Origin of the sequence: Sporosarcina sp. SG10008, assembly GCF_044569405.1 — a bacterium.
GTDB lineage: Bacteria > Bacillota > Bacilli > Bacillales_A > Planococcaceae > Sporosarcina > Sporosarcina psychrophila.
Genome location: NZ_CP172607.1, coordinates 1,785,096 through 1,802,918 on the forward strand (window position 1 = coordinate 1,785,096; position 17,823 = coordinate 1,802,918).

General features: G+C 38.4%; 13 protein-coding genes and 1 other annotated feature. Of the genes, 3 read left to right on the forward strand and 10 right to left on the reverse strand.

The features are described 5' to 3' along the window. Positions 1–323 precede the first annotated feature (323 nt). From thrS to ACGLYD_RS08625, 8 genes are all read right to left on the reverse strand, one after another. A complete protein-coding gene (gene thrS, locus ACGLYD_RS08590) occupies positions 324–2,243 on the reverse strand; it encodes a threonine--tRNA ligase (protein WP_399632417.1) in 1,920 nt (639 codons plus the stop codon). A 49-nt stretch (positions 2,244–2,292) separates the two neighbouring features. Beyond that, positions 2,293–2,517 (reverse strand) — a binding site (T-box leader). 921 nt (positions 2,518–3,438) lie between these two features. Continuing rightward, positions 3,439–5,289 (reverse strand): asparagine synthase (glutamine-hydrolyzing), encoded by a 1,851-nt coding sequence (asnB, locus tag ACGLYD_RS08595; protein ID WP_399632419.1) that lies wholly within the window; start codon positions 5,287–5,289, stop codon positions 3,439–3,441. A gap of 63 nt (positions 5,290–5,352) precedes the next feature. Continuing rightward, positions 5,353–6,678, reverse strand: coding sequence for a type I glutamate--ammonia ligase (gene glnA, locus ACGLYD_RS08600; RefSeq protein WP_067209467.1), 1,326 nt, complete (start codon positions 6,676–6,678; stop codon positions 5,353–5,355). A gap of 2 nt (positions 6,679–6,680) precedes the next feature. Further along, entirely contained in the window at positions 6,681–7,592 is a 912-nt protein-coding gene (dapF, locus tag ACGLYD_RS08605; protein ID WP_338656615.1) for a diaminopimelate epimerase, read from the reverse strand. Positions 7,593–7,605: 13 nt separating this feature from the next. Next, complete coding sequence (locus ACGLYD_RS08610; RefSeq protein WP_338656613.1) at positions 7,606–8,844, reverse strand: LL-diaminopimelate aminotransferase; 1,239 nt, start codon at positions 8,842–8,844, stop codon at positions 7,606–7,608. Positions 8,845–9,091: 247 nt separating this feature from the next. After that, a complete protein-coding gene (locus tag ACGLYD_RS08615) occupies positions 9,092–9,880 on the reverse strand; it encodes an AraC family transcriptional regulator (RefSeq protein ID WP_338656611.1) in 789 nt (262 codons plus the stop codon). 444 nt (positions 9,881–10,324) lie between these two features. After that, positions 10,325–10,552 (reverse strand): GNAT family N-acetyltransferase, encoded by a 228-nt coding sequence (locus ACGLYD_RS08620; protein WP_399633159.1) that lies wholly within the window; start codon positions 10,550–10,552, stop codon positions 10,325–10,327. Between the two features lie 1,347 nt (positions 10,553–11,899). Then, positions 11,900–13,048 (reverse strand): CynX/NimT family MFS transporter, encoded by a 1,149-nt coding sequence (locus tag ACGLYD_RS08625; protein ID WP_399632423.1) that lies wholly within the window; start codon positions 13,046–13,048, stop codon positions 11,900–11,902. Between the two features lie 117 nt (positions 13,049–13,165). Between ACGLYD_RS08625 and ACGLYD_RS08630 the strand changes: the two genes are divergently transcribed. Then, on the forward strand, positions 13,166–14,035 hold the full coding sequence (locus tag ACGLYD_RS08630) for a LysR family transcriptional regulator (protein WP_399632425.1): 870 nt from the start codon (positions 13,166–13,168) through the stop codon (positions 14,033–14,035). Between the two features lie 129 nt (positions 14,036–14,164). On the opposite strand, the gene ACGLYD_RS08635 is transcribed toward ACGLYD_RS08630, so the two are convergent. Together ACGLYD_RS08635 and ACGLYD_RS08640 are read right to left on the reverse strand one after the other, a co-directional pair. Continuing rightward, positions 14,165–15,364: an MFS transporter gene (locus ACGLYD_RS08635; protein WP_340742146.1), complete on the reverse strand. Its 1,200-nt coding sequence runs from the start codon at positions 15,362–15,364 to the stop codon at positions 14,165–14,167. Positions 15,365–16,026: 662 nt separating this feature from the next. Beyond that, positions 16,027–16,269: a hypothetical protein gene (locus ACGLYD_RS08640; RefSeq protein ID WP_338656604.1), complete on the reverse strand. Its 243-nt coding sequence runs from the start codon at positions 16,267–16,269 to the stop codon at positions 16,027–16,029. 378 nt (positions 16,270–16,647) lie between these two features. On the opposite strand from ACGLYD_RS08640, the gene ACGLYD_RS08645 reads away from it, so the two are divergent. Together ACGLYD_RS08645 and ACGLYD_RS08650 are read left to right on the forward strand one after the other, a co-directional pair. Further along, complete coding sequence (locus tag ACGLYD_RS08645; protein ID WP_399632428.1) at positions 16,648–16,887, forward strand: hypothetical protein; 240 nt, start codon at positions 16,648–16,650, stop codon at positions 16,885–16,887. Between the two features lie 178 nt (positions 16,888–17,065). Beyond that, the gene (locus ACGLYD_RS08650; protein ID WP_399632431.1) at positions 17,066–17,683 is read left to right on the forward strand and encodes a cupin domain-containing protein; all 618 of its coding nucleotides are present in this window, start codon (positions 17,066–17,068) and stop codon (positions 17,681–17,683) included. Positions 17,684–17,823 lie beyond the last annotated feature (140 nt).

The following is a 17,823-nucleotide window of genomic DNA, read 5'->3' on the forward strand; positions in this document are numbered from 1 at the left end:
CCCAGTCACAACAATCGCCACTTGCGCAGTAGACAGCCATTTCATGAAGGGTGTCGTTTTTCAAAACAGCCAATTTTTCCACGTTTTTCAATGACGATAAATTCACGGGAAGGAAAATTATTCCCTGAAGGTGCATAAAGCTGAATCTATGATTTGATCCAGTAGGTCCCCAGAATTTCTTTCTCCTGAAAACTAGTGATTTCACGTCTTAAACGTATAACTTCTACTATTGACAATTCCCCCCTGTACTTATAGGAAAGATATACTTTTAACTAATTATACCGTCAATTCCAACTACTCACAATTTCGAAGATTTGAGATTCTTAAAGGACACGCTGCTCTATCTGTTGTTTAATCAACAAAGCAAAGCCTTCAATAGATAAACACTCCGTTTTCTGACTACCAAATTCCCGAACATTCACCGTTCCATCACTAACCTCTTTGTCACCAAGAATAAGTGTATAAGAAACCTTCTGAAGTTGGGCTTCTCTTACCTTGTAACCTAACTTTTCGTTCCGCTGATCAATTTCAACACGTATGCCTTCATTTCTTAAAACGGACTGTACACACAATGCGTAATCCAAATGTACACTTGAAACAGGAACAATTTGTACTTGCCTAGGAGCGAGCCATGTTGGAAAAGCACCTGCAAAATGTTCAATCAGTATGCCGAAAAAACGATCGATTGAGCCAAAAATTGCACGGTGAATGACCACCGGCCGAACTTTTTCGTTGTTTTCATCAATATACGTGAGGTCAAACTTTTCAGGCATTTGGAAATCGAGTTGAATTGTGCCGCATTGGTGGCTGCGTCCAAGTGCATCTTTAATATGGAAGTCAATTTTTGGTCCGTAAAATGCACCATCCCCCTCATTTAATTGATAAGTAACCGCTAGATCCTCTAATACATTCTTTAGAGCCTCTTCTGAATCATTCCAAATCTCATCACTTCCTAGTGATTGTTCTGGCCTAGTTGAAAGTTCAATCGAATATTCAAAACCAAAAGTTCGATAAACTTCATCAATAAGATGAATAACTTGCTTTATTTCGCTTTTAATTTGATTATGTCTCACAAAAATATGCGCATCGTCTTGGCAAAATGTTCGAACCCTTAATAGTCCGTTAAGAGCACCACTAAATTCATGGCGATGGACTTGACCGAATTCAGCCATACGTATTGGTAAATCACGGTATGAATGAAGACTATTTTTGAAAATTAGCATATGGCCAGGACAGTTCATCGGCTTCATCGCAAATTTTGCGTTTTCCACTTCTGAAAAATACATATTCTCATGGTAATGATCCCAGTGCCCCGATTGCTCCCACAGACGTTGATTCATCATGAAAGGCGTGCGGACTTCTGCGTACCCCGCCTTCGTCTGAAGTGCACGTGAAAAGTTCTCTAGCTCAGTGCGTATTATCTGCCCATTCGGTAAATAGAACGGCATGCCTGGTGCTTCCTCAGAGAACATGAATAATTCAAGTTGCTTTCCAAGTTTTCGATGATCCCTTTTTTCTGCTTCCTCCAAAAAATACAAATGCTGTTCTAAGTCTTTCTTTTTCAAAAAGGAAATTCCATAGATACGTTGCATCACTTGATTATCACTATCTCCCCGCCAATAAGCACCTGACACCTGCGTTAACTTGAATGCTTTTATCCATCCAGTTGACGGTAAATGTGGTCCGCGGCAAAGGTCTATAAATTCTCCTTGTTTATAAAGGGAAATTTTCTCGTCCGCTGGTATGTCTTTTAATAGTTCTAACTTAAACAATTCGCCACGCTTCTCAAATAGTTCTTCTGCCTCTCCATACGTGACTTCTATACGTTCAATTTTCAAATCTTCTTCGATAATAGCTTGCATCTTTTTTTCAATCATTACTAAATCATTCGAAGTGACGCTTGTATCCGATAGAAAGTCATAGTAAAAACCGTGTTCAATTATGGGTCCAATCCCTAACTTCGAATCGTCATAAAGTCTTTTAACCGCCTGCCCTAGCACATGTGCAGTTGTGTGCCTTAGAACTTCGAGTCCTTCTATCGATTCCTTTGTGAAAAGTGTAATCGCAGCATCCTCCATAATGCATTGTGATAAATCATATAATTGTTCATTCACTTTTCCCGCTACAACATTCTTTCTCAAACTTAAGCTAATGGACTGTGCAATATCCGCTAATGTAATACCTAGAGGAAAATTCTTTCGGCTACTGTCTGGAAATCGAATCTCAATTTGCTTGTCATTCATCTTAAAACACCCCATCCAATTTTTTGTATAAAAAAATACCCGTCCCAAATAAAGGGACGAGTATGATTTACCCGTGATTCCACCCAAATTTCTAACACCATCCAACAATGGTGTTAACTCATGGCGCTGTAACGTAGCATTAACGGAATTAGTTACTTCATTTCACTAATACAGCTCAAAAGTGGTAAATTATCTTCTGCGTTAGGAAGTTCTCAGCAATACTTCCCTCTCTGGAAACCATCAAAATAATTCATGTCTTTGTCATCGCTTTTATCGTTATTCAGTTATATTTCTATACAAATAAACACACCCATCCCTAGTAAAGGGACGAGTGTGTTTGCTCGTGATTCCACCCAAATTTCTAACACCATCCAACAATGGCGTTTGCTCATGGTGCTGTAACGTAGCATAGACGGCTTCATGCAGCTCAAAAGTGGTAAATTGTTTTTCTAAGTTAGGAAGATTTCAGCAATACTTCCCTCTCTGGAAACCATCAAAACAATTCATGTCTTTATCATCGCTGTTACAAGTATAGTTAAAATTCATTGAAATCGAATTAGTTAATATCCTACAACAAAGAAAATGGATTATCAAGCTTTTTTTGGTTGCATCCAATACAGTTTATGTATGATTAGTTAAAAAGGATACTCATAGTTAGGTTCATACTGGCCCGTATCCTCAAATCATTTCATACCTAAAAAAGTAAAGCCGACCTTTTCCAATACCTTTAGTGACCTTTGACTATCAGGACTTCCAGATGCTGTGTACACGTGCACTTCTACATGATTTCCGGCAATTTCTAAGTAAGACTACGCTGTTTCTCTTGCGAAACCTTTGCCACTATATTTTTCATTATAATGATAAGTTAATTCTATATTAATTAATAAATTCATACAATTAAATTCAGCAGTATTTATAATTTCATTAGCTACGTCAAAGGAGTAATTAATTATAAATATAACCTGAAATCCATGTTCATTTTGTGGTTATATTCTCAGGGGTTTCCTCTCTTTCTTAAGGTAAGCGAAAAATCCTTTTGAACGAAATAATATGGGAATAATAACCCCAAGGATTATGCTAATTCCCGTGGGGTTACTTTATTCACACGTCAAGCAAGCTATATAAATGAGCGGAGTCACTGACATAAAACGTTTGCTGCTTGCGGCCACTTAATAACAATAAAGAACGAAGGAGATTAGTTATCAATGATGTTTATGTTGTAGTTTACTAACCACATGTTAATTTGGGATAGGTGGGCGATGAGTTGGGGGCCTGTCATAAGCTGACCGAACCAAGGAACTTTGAATGAGGATCCGTCTGAATTGATGATGTCCTTGACTCTTTGTTTTGAGACAAGTTCTAGTAGGGGAGATGTTTTATTATCTAGGATGTTGTTTAACTTAGTCTTTACGAGTTTCATATATGTTTGATGATGTGTTTTAGGGTACGGACTCTTTTTCCGGTATAGAATTTCATTAGGAAGTACTCCTTCTAAAGCCTTTCGTAATATTCCTTTCTCTTGGCCGTTCAGCATTTTCATTTCCCACGGTATGTTCCAGGCATATTCAACAATTCGGTGATCGGCGAATGGAACCCGTACTTCTAAACTTGCTCCCATACTCATGCGATCTTTTCGCTCCAGAAGCGTTGACATAAACCAAATCATATTTAAATAAGACATTTCCCGGTGCCGTGCTTCTATTTGGGTTTCTCCCCCTAGAAGAGGCACTTCACTAATCGTTTCGTTATAGCGATCCCTCACATACCCTTCCAAATCGAGTTTCTTTTGCCAATGTGGAAGCAACAGCTGCTGTCTTTCCGTTTGTGACCGCATCCACGGAAACTCCTTTCCGTGCAGCAGTTCTTCTTTATAGAACCATGGATATCCTCCGAAGATCTCATCCGCACACTCACCAGACAATGCAACTGTATAATCTTGTTTCATCTGTTCGCAAAACCATAACAATGATGAGTCTACGTCTGCCATACCAGGTAAATCTCTCATCATCACTGCTTCTTCCAACAGATTTGCCAGCTGATCATTATTTATAATAGCCGAGTGATGAATAGACCCCAAATATTGTTGCATTTTCTCTATCCATGGTGCATCTTGATCAGGCTGAAAGGAACTCGCTTTGAAATATTGATTGTTGTGCTCGTAGTCAATGGAGTACGTATGAAGGGTACCGCGTCCCTCTTTTTTAAAATATTCTGAAGCAAATGAACTAATAGCACTCGAATCAATTCCTCCAGATAAGAATGTACAAACAGGTACATCAGCAACTAACTGGCGCTCAACGGCATCCTTTACAAGAATTTTTACTTGTTCAGCCGTCTCATCTAACGTATGATGATGCTTTTTGCTTTCTACATTCCAATACCGCCAAGTTTTCAGTCCATTTCGATTGTAAATTAATGCATGAGCTGGGCGAAGTTCATTAATGCCCCGAAAGACACCATGACCAGGAGTCCGGGATGGACCTAATCCAAATATTTCCTGAAACCCCTCCCTGTCCACTTCACTTTTCACTTTTGGATGTGCCAGTATTGCTTTAATCTCTGAACCAAATATGAGCGATCCGTTTTCTTCACGGTAAAATAGAGGTTTGACACCAAGTCGGTCTCTTGTCATAAAAAGCTGCTCTCGGTGTTGATCCCAAACAGCAAATGCAAAAATTCCATTTAGATGCATTACGCAATTTTCTCCCCACTCGATATATGCCGTCAGTAACACTTCCGTATCGGAATATGACTGAAAAGAGTACCCTCTTTGTAGTAATTCCTTTCTAATTTCTTCTGTATTATAAAGCTCTCCGTTATATACGATAGTAAAAGTATGGTTGTTTTTTTCTATTGACATCGGCTGTATACCTCCGGCAGGATCGACAACTATAAGCCGGGTATGACCAAGTAACAGATGGCGCGAACTCCATACATTAGAAGCATCCGGACCACGCTTCGCCAATGAATTCGCCATCTTTTCCACAATGAATACTTGCTGTGTCAAATCTTGATGCCAATCAATCCATCCTGTTATTCCACACACTCGCAATCACTCCTTCTCATTAGAAATTTACATATTAGCTTTTTTTCACTATCCACCGCTTCATTAATATTGCGACAGATATTGATCGCGTTCCCATGGGTGTACTTGTGTCCTATACATATCCCATTCAATTTCTTTTGCTTCAATAAACCGTTCCAACAAATGGCTGCCTATAGCTTGAGTAATCACTTTGTCTGCTTTTAATTTTTTTAGTGCCTCAGCTAAAGTAGCCGGCAAATCAATGATTCCGGTTTTTTCCCGCTCTTCTTTTGACATCACATAGATATTTTTGTTAATTGTTTCAGGAGGTGTTAATTTATTTTTAATGCCATCTAATCCCGCAGCTAACAAGACAGCCATGGCTAAATATGGATTTGCAGCAGGGTCAACACTACGAACCTCTACACGTGTACTCATTCCACGTGATGCGGGGATTCGAATAAGTGCACTTCTATTTCTTGCTGACCAAGCCACATAGCATGGCGCCTCATACCCGGGAACTAACCTTTTGTAGGAGTTTACAGTAGGGTTTGTAATAGCAGTAAAACTCTGAGCATGTTTCAGAATTCCTGCCACAAAACTTCTTGCAGTATCACTTATTTCTAGCGACCCGTTTGGATCATAAAATGCATTTTCGCCATTTTTGAATAAGCTCAAGTTACAATGCATGCCAGATCCATTTATGCCGAATAATGGTTTAGGCATAAATGTCGCGTGTAGCCCATGTTTGCGAGCAATAGTTTTAACGATAAGCTTAAAGGTTTGAATATCATCACAGGCTCTTATGGCACTTTGATATTTAAAGTCAATTTCATGCTGGCCCGGTGCTACTTCATGATGGGAAGCTTCAATCTCAAATCCCATTTCTTCCAGTTCAAATACGATATCGCGACGGCAAGTTTCCCCTAAGTCAGTTGGTGCAAGATCAAAATAACCGCCATGATCATTCAATTCCAATGATGGTTCACCCTTGTCATTGAGTTTAAATAAGAAAAATTCAGGTTCAGGTCCAACATTGAAATCAGAAAACCCAAGTACTTTCATTTCATTTAAAATCCTTTTGAGATTATTGCGAGGGTCACCTTCAAATGGTGTTCCATCTGGATGATAAATATCACAGATGAGACGCGCGATCTTTCCTTTTTCTGTTGTAAAAGGAAAGATAATAAACGTATCTAAATCTGGGTATAAATACATATCAGATTCTTCAATACGTACAAATCCTTCAATTGATGAGCCATCAAACATCATTTTGTTATCGAGTGCTTTCGGCAACTGACTAATCGGAATTTCAACATTTTTAATTTTCCCGAATAAGTCTGTAAATTGTAGTCGAACATACCTTACATTTTGCATCTTAGCCAAATCTAAAATAGATTCTCTGTTCATACTTAGATCCTCCCCTTTTGTCTAAAATCATTGCCTTCATCGATTACTGAACCATTAATATAGGTGTCTCTCCCCAATTCTCCATGGCAGATATATGTTGCTTTACCTCTTTTCCAAATGTGGCCATGTTCATCCCAACTTACCGTCAAATCTCCTCCAGGTAGATGAACGGTTATCGGAAGATGTCTATCCAACATATCGTTTAATGTGGCAGCTACTACCGCAGCGCAAGCCCCTGTTCCGCAAGCCATTGTTATACCCGATCCACGTTCCCACACTCGATAATCAATTTCTTGGCTGTTCTTGACATGAACAATTCCGACGTTTATTCGTTCCGGGAACAAATCAGAGTGTTCAATTACAGGACCTATTTTATCTAATGGCACTTCATTCACATCATCAACAAACATGATTGCATGTGGATTCCCAATCGATACATAAGTCATGTAATACACATCTCCTCCAAAAGAATGCGGTTCATTTATCGCTACCGAGAATGGATCTCCTTGCATCGGTATCCTATTTTTTAGTAGTTTGGGCTCGCCCATATCAACAGTTACATACTGCACGTACTTTTCATGGTCTACATCTACTTCCAAACGCACCACCCCACCCAACGTTTCAATTGTAAAATGGGATGTTGTAGCGTACTTTTGATCAAAAAGAATCTTTGCTACACAACGCAATCCGTTGCCACAATTCCTTGCTTCCGATCCATCCACGTTAAAAATTCTCATTTGAAAATCTGCTATATCCGAAGAGCCTATTATTATTATGCCGTCAGACCCGATACCGAAGTTCACATCAGATACTATTTGAGCAAGCTGATTATAGTCTTGGTAGTCCATTTCAGTTTCTAATTGATTGAAAATAACGTAGGAGTTTCCCAAACCATGCATTTTAGTAAACAACAACTTTATCCCCCCCTTAAAAGATGAATTTGGATGTACTCAACCTCGCTTTGATTTCAGTGATTACTCGTTGCTCTTCTTTCACTCCTTTCGCTTGAAACGTAACCGAAAATCGCACATAGTGTCCGGCATCATCCCATGGAACACTGGATATTAAATGTTCACGTAATAAATATTGGCTAAACTCTTCCGCTGACTGAAAGTGAGGACCGCTTGCTACCGCTTTTGGTATCTTTGTATATAAGAAAAATGATCCTTTCGGTTTTTTAACATTAAAGCCACACTCACGTAAAACTTTTTCCAAAAGATTGTGACGCCGTGAATACTTAGCTACAGTTTGTTCTGTAATTTCTGGATGAGAAAGGGCAAATGCCGCTGCTTTTTGTATGGCGATAAATTGACCAGAGTCAATAGTGTCCTTCACTGTCTTAATCACTTTGACAAGTTTCGAATTTCCTGCCATAAAACCAATGCGCCAGCCTGTCATATTGAATGATTTCGATAAGGAATGAAGCTCTATTCCAACCTCCTTTGCCCCGGGTACAGAAAGGAAGCTTAACGGCTTTTCATCATCGAATACGAGAGCAGCATAAGAAGCATCATGCACAACGATCAATTGATTTTTCTTTGCAAATTGGACTACTTCCTCAAAGAATTCTACAGTTGCTACAGCCCCTGTTGGGTTGTTCGGATAATTCAAGTAAAGTAGCTTCGCTTTCTTGAGAATACCCTCATTCAATGAATCTAGTTTTGGCAGAAATGAATTACTCTCCAATAGCGGCAGATGGACAATTTCTCCTCCGTAGTATTCTGTGTGAGTGCCTAAAATAGGATAACTGGGCGATGGCATAAGTGTAATATCACCAGAATTGATGAAGGCTGCAGGAAGCATCGCCAAGGCTGACTTTGATCCGATCGAATGGTTGATCTCGGTTTCTGGGTCGAGGTCATACACTCCAAATACATGTTTCATATATTTGGCAGCTGCATGCTTCAACTCAACTATCCCATTATCCGCATACATGCGATTTTCAGGCTTCTTTGCTTCTTCTGCCAATATTTCCACAACTGCTTCATCTGCCATTGCATCAGGCTCTCCAACGCCAAGATCGATCAATTCCATATGAGGATTTGCCTGCAATGCTTCTTTTTTTATTCTTTTTATTTTTTCGAATTTATAGATTTCCTCTTTTAAACCAAATTGCGGACCCCCTAAACGGTCTGCAAACAGTTGTTGTATATAATCAGCTGACATATCTATTCCCCCAAAACATTCATGACATTTTGCTTATGATGTACTCATTACATTCAATGACTACCTCCATACTTCTTGAATAGCCCAACCTACCTCTGTTCTCCTCTACTATTTGAATTCATTTTCTACTTTTATAATATCGATTATTAAATGGAATTGATTTAGACTTATTGCTTAAACATTTGCACTTTTTTAGTGATACCGTAAATTTGCAATAAAAAAAGCCAAGCATAAGAGCCTGGCTAGTTTAACGAATTTCTGAAGGGTTTTTACCTGTGTACTTTTTAAATTGTCTGCTGAAAAAATGGAGATCGCTGTATCCAAGGACATACGCAGCTTCTGTCACTGTCATACCTGAATAACGGAGTAAATGTTCCGCTCGTTCAATGCGCGAACGAATGATATATGATCTAACCGTATGGCCAATTATTTGTTTAAACTTCAGAGAAAAATATCTTGGAGAAAGATTGGCTCGAGCTGCTAAACTTCCAATTGAATGTTGTTCACCGGGATGCTGCTGAATATAGTTAGCTATTTCCCGAACAGTTTCCAGCAAGATATTGCTCGTGTAAGCCATTTGCTCTACCTTTTCTTCTTCTGCTCTCAATAGGTGAATCATTAGTTGCTTTAAGATGAGCTTTGCCTCTATTTCCATTCCAAATGTTTTCACTAATAACAAGCGAACGTATTGAGTTAAGAGTGATTCAAAACTGAAAGTATTTTCAACCATCCGATGGGCGGTAGGGACCAATTGTGGTGTTTCAGTTAAGTCGAAATGAATATAGGTTAATACTAGGGGGTCTTGGGGATTATGCGTGGCAGTTGTCACGTCTCCATGTTTAAAAAGAAAACAGTGCCCTTTTTGTATATCATAAGACTTTCCGTTTAGTACCAATATTCCTTCACCGCTCCAAACATAAAATAAATCATAATTAGGGAACGGTTTATCGCGCTTTTTCCATTTCCAAGTCGGCTCACAATGAATAGTGGCAAATGCCGGTTTCAAAATAAATTGATCCGGATTCAAATCTAACATGCAGCACCCCCTTATTTTTCAGCAAACCTTTTTAGGTAATTCCTAATAATGCTCGTCTACCTTTTGTCTTCGTTTAACTCTATGTAACCATATTCGATAAAACTCGCTAAAATTACTATCAACAGTGTATTCAATACAGTCTTGAATGGATAGAAATCCTTTACTTGCTATTATATGTCGTAGATGTACCGCATAAAGCTTCCAAGCACAGATAGCAAGTAGGTATGAAAAATTTGCCCATCTTGAGGTGATTGTCAAACTGTTTTTTAAAGCAACAGTATTTCAACCGTTGATACATACGCGCGACGGTAACATAAAAAGCGAAATCAGAGTTGCGCGTGAAGCATAAGGGACTACTCTATCACGAAATAGGAAAAAAAGAAAAGAGGTTTTAGAGATTTTTTTATTATCAATTCATTATAGTTCGTAGATTATTTATAACTTCTATATCCTATATTCATAATAAAGTTCTTCTTGCTCTGTATCTTCAAACCATTTCATGCATTTAAAAGGAAATCCAATCTTTTCTAATACTTTTAAAGACCCTTTATTCTCTGGACTTGCAGAAGCAGTGATAACCTGTACTTCCCCATGATTTATGGCGATTTCTACACAAGCATACGCCGCTTCTGTTGCGAAACCTTTGCCCCAAGATTTTTTTACTATAATGATAAATTAATTCCACATCGCTTAATGAATTCACACAATTAAATCCAGCAGCACCTATAATTTCTTTAGATTCTTTATCTTTTACTGCGTACACGGATAAACCGTTAATTTCATGACATTTCCTATAGCCTTCGATAACTCGACCCAACACATCACTTGAAGAAGCACCATCGCATAATGCCATCACTTCTTCATCACCCCAAAACTTTTTCACTGAATCTAAGTGAGAGTCATTAAACACACATAGATATAAACGTTTAGTCTCATATATAATTTCCATTTTTTTCACCTACTTATTTATTGTTAACTCAATTTCTGTGATTTTATCAGCTTTGGTAAATGTTATTGTTGATTTTTCTCTCCAATTTTTCACAGTTAAACGTAGCTACTATTCTAAATTCTACCTTCTTATTGTAGAATCACAATAAAAAGAACAATTGTTGAGCATGCCCATTTTATAGAGGCAGTTTATTAGGATTGTTGAATGACCTTTCAATCAATATAAATCTGATAGTGAAATTCATGCAAAGGGTTTTTATTACTTATAGAACGTTAATAACACACTTGTTGATTAACCAAAAACAACCAATTAATAACTTAATTGACTACTACGCGATCGGTTTACAGTTGCTTCTGGCTAACTTTGGATTGAACAACTTCTATACATAACTGAGCTATTTTTATGTATAGGAATGCGACTTCGCCGCATTCCTATACATTTTCTTCAGTAATCGTCTGGTGGTCGTTCATCCGTCGCTCTCCAAAGGCAAAGGTACACGAAGTGCTAATGCTTTTGGGAACGAGGGAATAGAGGGGTTCCTAATTGGTTAAAAGCCGCCAAAGATACAATTTTGGCGGCTGAAACTTTCTTTATGGTCTTTTCTTTTCTTATTTTAGGAAGTGTCACTTTCTATAGTGTCATATACCTTACTAAAGAACAGCCTGTACAATGTACCAGGGTGCCCGAAATTGCATCTTCGGGCACTGATACCTTTTGAAAAAGGTAGCTATTCTTTACTTCTAAAGCAGCTGCACTTTTCACTTAAACAGTGTAGGTTTGCGATAGGTACTTATTCACAATAAGATGATCGAAAAGGGTGTGCCGTAAGCGAACCGGAAATGATCCAGTAAAAATGGAGGTTTTCAAGCCTTTTCTTACTTGTTATTTATGCAAGAAAATGGTTAATCAACAGACGTGCGTTAATAATTATTATCGTAGGCTCAAGGGTGGATACAATGTTTTAACGGGGTTGTAACAAAGTGTCTTGACAATCATCCTGCTTTGCTTTAAGTATTAGAAAATATTAAACACCCAATTAAAAAACAACATTAAATTTTCACAGTGCCAAATCAATGAATCGATTGTTCATTGTTCCCTATTTTTAAGATTGTGAAAAGCATTACACATAAAATGATCAATAGTCCTCCCAATGCTGGAACAAAGTTATCAAAAACATCAATTGTTAATCCAATAAATGCAGGACCGAGGGCCCCGAGTAGATAACCACCAAATTGCATCATCGCAGACCAAGACACTGTTTCTTCAATATTTTTGGCCTCTTGAATAGGTAGAAGTAGTGCCAAAGGAAACAAACCACCAGCCCCAATACCAAGGAAAACTGTAGCTATCCACGGAGAGTAATTTAGCAGTAAAATCAAAATCCCTACTATTTCTGAAAAACTACAGACTAGTAACCAAACTTTTCTATTACCCGTTTTGCTAACGAGTATAGGTAGTAAAAAGCTTATGGGAATTTGGATTACTGTAAATAGAGTCAGAATCAAACCGGATTGAGAATAGCTGAAACCCATTGATTGTACGATTGGTGCTAACCAAGCTGTTAGCGAATAAAAGATAGCCGCCATGCATCCAAAAAACAACATGAATAATGTCACCCTTTTATTTTTTACAAACAAAGCTGAAATAGGCAGGGTATCTGTACTCTTTTCTGCTTTTTTTAGAAGTGGAATAAGTAGTAAAAATGCAGGAACCGCTAATATACTCCAGAAACCTAATGCGTGTTGCCAAGATTCATTCATCCTCTGGTATGTAGGCACAGAAAGACTGGATGCAACCGCTGCACCAATCACCATTGACACGGAATAAACCCCCATTAAACCATGATTGTTGGGAAAGTATTTTTTTATAAATCCTGTAATTAATGGTCCAGCAATCCCTATTCCAATCCCCGAGAATAAAGCTGTCGCAAACAACAAAAAGCTATTATGAATGAACATACGAAGGAATGTAGCAACGAATATCAAAGTCATTGCTATAAGCAGAGACTTCTCCATTCCCAAACGCTTATTTAACTTAATGGCCAATATGGAAAATAGCCCCATACAAAAAACCGGTAGTGCGGTTAGTAAACTAGCTGTCACCCCGCTCATACCTAAATCCGTTTGGATGATATCAAGTAAAGGCCCAACAGAAGTAATCGACGGTCTTAAATTTAATGAAACAAAAAATATAATCATCACAAGATAAACAAAACGCATGTGAAACATCTCCTTCATTAAGCATTGCATTCATTGTATATTTGCGCTTATAATAGTTCAATACTATTTTTTCTATACAAACCATAGCTGTAAGCAATCATAAAAGGAGCATGTTAAATGGAAATCAGGCAGTTACACTATTTCCTTATGTTATGCAAAGAACTTCATTTTACTGAAGCTGCCTACAAACTAGGTATTTCACAACCAACCCTAAGCCAGCAAATACGGGTATTGGAAGATGAATTAGGCCTACCTCTGTTCGATCGCCTTGGAAAAAAAACCGTTAAGACCGAAGCAGGTAATCTCCTTGAGCACTACGCATTGCAAATTGTTCAACAACTAGAAAACGCAAAAAATGCTATAGAAGATCTTACAAATCTGAATACCGGTCACTTACGTGTAGCAGTATTACCATCCGATCTTGATTATCGATTAACAGCATTACTAATCGATTTTCACAAAGAATTTCCAAATACTAAAGTGCAAGTGATTCCATCTATTGATATTTTAAATAAGGTGTTAGAAAATGAAGTTGATATTGGTTTTGGGCTAGCGATTCAACCAGACAGTCGTTTAAATCGCATCCCTTTTCATACCGAATCGTATAGTCTTTTCGTTACTAAAGATCATGAATTAGCAGACAAAGGTATTATCTTGCCGGCTGACTTGGTAAATCTGCCTTTAGTTATGTATCCGAAGGGATTCTCTGGACGTGATTTGATTGAGACTTGGTGTTTAAGTCAAAAAATTGCTATCGATGCCCTGATGGAAACAGGATCAGCCACATCTTTGTTTCAACTTGTAAAAGCAGGGATTGGGGCTACTATTCAACCTAGTCAACTAATTGAAAGTTTCCAATCACTCGGTATCCGTGCTATTCCAATCAAGGATTCCCCTACTAGGAACTTAGAGATGTTTTATCGTACTGATAAATATTTAAGTCAATCTGCAAAAGCATTCTTGAACCGAATGGAAACCTTTTTTTAATGTAAAAATACCATTTAAATGTTTATTTATAGCTGAAGTGTAAAAATAGTTCTATTCTAAAAGCTCTTAAATTGAATAAACCCCACAAAGAACATATTTCTCTGTGGGGTTTTCACTCTATTTACTTCATTATTCTTCACGCATTTTTTTATCGCCAATCATAAACGTCAGGATGAGCATCATCACATACAGTAACATGATAATGCCGAACGTATAATGATGGTTCGCCGTCCCGTCATAAACAACTGCAATCAGAAGAGGCAATAATCCCCCTATGATGAAACCGCCTGTTTGCATCATTGCAGTCCAAGAACTTGCTTCCTCAGCTGTCTTTGTCTCGTCAAGTGGTAAAAGAAGTGCTATGGGGAATAAACCGCCAAGTGGTATCCCCATGATGAATGCGCCTGCCCACATGAGTGGATGGATCCCTGTCCAGAACAGCGCAACTGCGAGCATCCCCGCAATAAGCATTAGCATAAGCCAAAACTTTCGTGCTGGAAAACGCTCCATCAGCAAAGGTAGGAGAATGTTTAAAAAGATTTGGACCGTCGTCATAATGCTAAGGAGAGTTCCCGCCTGCAGCAATGTCATTCCGGAAGAAATTGCAATTGGCGCGAGCCAAGTAATAATTGAAAAGAATGCAGATGACTGCAAACCGAAAAATAGTAAGAATAGCCATGCCTTCCGTGTTTTCCATGGGGATCTCACCTTTTTCTGTTTCCCCTTTACGACAACGGAATCGAGTTGACGTACTTCCATGTTCCCTCTCATTGCTAAAAACCAGGCAACTAGACCGAGAAGTGCTAGCATGGACCAAATACTAAGTGCAAACAAGTAGGATCCTGTTCTATCAAAAAATACAGCCGTCAGTCCTGCACTAGCTGCAGACCCGACCCCCATCCCGAATGAATAAATTCCGATAACAGATGCAGCGCGGTCCGGGAAATACTGCTTGATCATTGCGGAAAGGAGTGGCCCGATTACTGCAATAGCGATACCTATAAGGAAGGCTGTTCCGATTAGAATTAAAAAACTGGAAATGAACCCGCGTAAAGCGGTCATTAGTCCAATTAGTATAAGCATTGCATAGATTGTATACTTCAATCCAAATTTCCGGTTCAACACCGGTGCCATTGAGGCAAAAACGCCCATACAAATGACAGGTACCGCCGTCAATAGACTCACCTGTGCATTAGATAACGTCAACTGCTCACGAATTGTTTCAAGCATGGGCCCAATGGAAGTGATAGCTGGCCTCATGTTAATGGATATCGCAAAAATCGCGAAAATAATAAGAAATGCGTTTTGTTTAGTTACTTTTTTAGACATTTACTCGTTCCTTTCTTTCAGTAAAACAAATAGCTCTGGGCGTTCATTGCTGAGGGAAACTCTGGTCATCCCCCTAAAACGGACAAAGTAGGGTATAGTCTAGTCTATGCAAGAACTCTAATTATCCTATCTAGGATGGAAGGTTTTCTTCTCCATATTGATCAAGGAACTGTCTTTACATCACTTCAACACCATAAACAATCAAAGAAACTTGGCTTTATTCCAAGCATGTCAAGAAGAGAAAACTGCTGGGACAACACTGTAATGGAGAGTATCTTTTCACACTAAAGTGGCATGTAACACTAAATAAAATAAGCCGTCTTACAATTAAATAAATCTTCATAGACGGCTCTTTGTCATGCGTACCCAAGTGGTTCGCTATTTTTTATAATTCGAGCTTTCTGTCTAGCATAGCAAACCGTAGATTTAAAATAATAATTAGTGTGTGGTGCTACAATCACATATCCCAGTGAAAACACAAAATAACCAAACATTCAATAGAGTGTCTAGTTTACATTCTATCACGTTATGAGGGTAGTGTTGCGAATAGTGCCATGTGTGTATAGCTAACCGGAGTACTTATCCACTATAGCAAACTCTATTATCAATTCCGCCATTACCAATCCCCTCCCAGTGTTATACGAGAGGAATTCGGACTTTTTTCATTGCTCATAACTTCTCTTTTCAAACTTATATGCTGAAACCTTATAATCAATAAATGCACCAATGAACCCTATAGGTATACCGCCTGCAGAGGTTGAAAGTAAAATAATAAAAAGATCTACCCTCCCTACTTTTTGGTACAAAAAATAGAAGACTAAAACGGTTCCAATTGCTGTGAATATCACCGTGAAATAATAAGTTATATTCACACATTCTTCCTCTCCCGTCAATTTCTCACTCATACCATACCCTCATTTCTTGGAACAACAATAATGTACTTTTATTATTCACTTACTTTTGTTGTTTCAATCAATTTAGGCATGATATCCGTATTATCCTCACTCGGAAATACGTGCGCGATATGCGTTTGATATGTTTGCTATTAAGTTTATCGGATTCATATATTGCTCTTTCGCTTAATGTTCAAACTGCGTATTAAACAGTTTTCATAATGTGTTTCGATTGCCTCTGTGGTACTATCATTTAATACATAATGAAAGGAACTAAAGCCATGATTATATTAATACAGTTGATCAGCTCAATACCCAGCTTGTAGGGCGTGCTGCAACACCCCTTGACGTGCCTTGCAAGCTCGGGTTTCTCCAAGGGAGCTGATCCAAATGAAAAACCGTTCCAAAGCCTATACTCGCCATCAGCGAGAGAGAATCATTCAAAGAAAATGGGCAATTCTAAAAGATGCTCTGCAACGAGAAGGCGAGTCCATGCCCGTGCGTGGGACATTTAGCAAAGGAAAAGTCCATTGTTCTTGTAGAATGTGCTGCTATGAACAGTATCATGGCATCCCAAAATCTAAACATAAAGCACAATGGGCAGCGATGCAGAAGGAAATAGACGATTAAGTCTATTTCTATTTTTAATGGCTTTTTTTATTTCACATAATGTGTCCACTGTTTATCGGACCGCACATGTATCAGCGCAAGAAAGTAAATGACCCTTCACACTAAAGTGGATTCATACATATCCTGTAAAAGTATGCTACCAATGCATATTTGACATCATATAAGGAAGGATGTACTTATGAGTTCGAATATTGATTACACTTCACCAGCAACTCAGTTCACTTTTGACGTAAATGACAGTCCGATTTTCAAAAAAGACAATCAAAATTTTATTAATGTGTTAGGTATCAAGCAATTAAACACATTAGAAAATGTGTCATTACTTGATATCTTTCTTAGCGCTGGCAATGTCATCGAGCCACATTACCATCAACATGCTGCAGAGCTTGTTTATTGTATTTCTGGAGCTTGTACTGTTTCATTTCTGAATCCTTTTACAAAAGAAATCCAAAATTATCCTATTACCCCTGGGCAAGTTGCAAACGTGCCGCAAGGATGGTGGCACTATATAGTAGCTACTGCTAATAACACTCATTTTTTAGGTATTTTTGATGCACCAACTCCGGAAGTAATTCTAGGGTCTGACCTCTTAAAATTAACGCCTTCGAATATTATGGTACATACCTATTGTATGGATGAGAGTCAATGGAAAAAAGCAATTGCTCCCGTTGAGCCTTCTACATTTATCGGACCCCCAAAGGACTGTAACAGAGTGAAAGAAACCACCTCATATCCAGTCCCACATTCTGTAGAGCAATACGCCGACCAAATGTGTCCATATACTTATCAAAAATAACAATTTATCGTTCTTTCTCTTTGAACGCGTCCATCCCATTCATTACTTTACTTGATGTTCGAATTGGCGACCTCCTCACTAATCTGTGGACGGGTCGCTCTAGCTTTGTTCAATTTAACCTTCTCACTGACAACGAATCG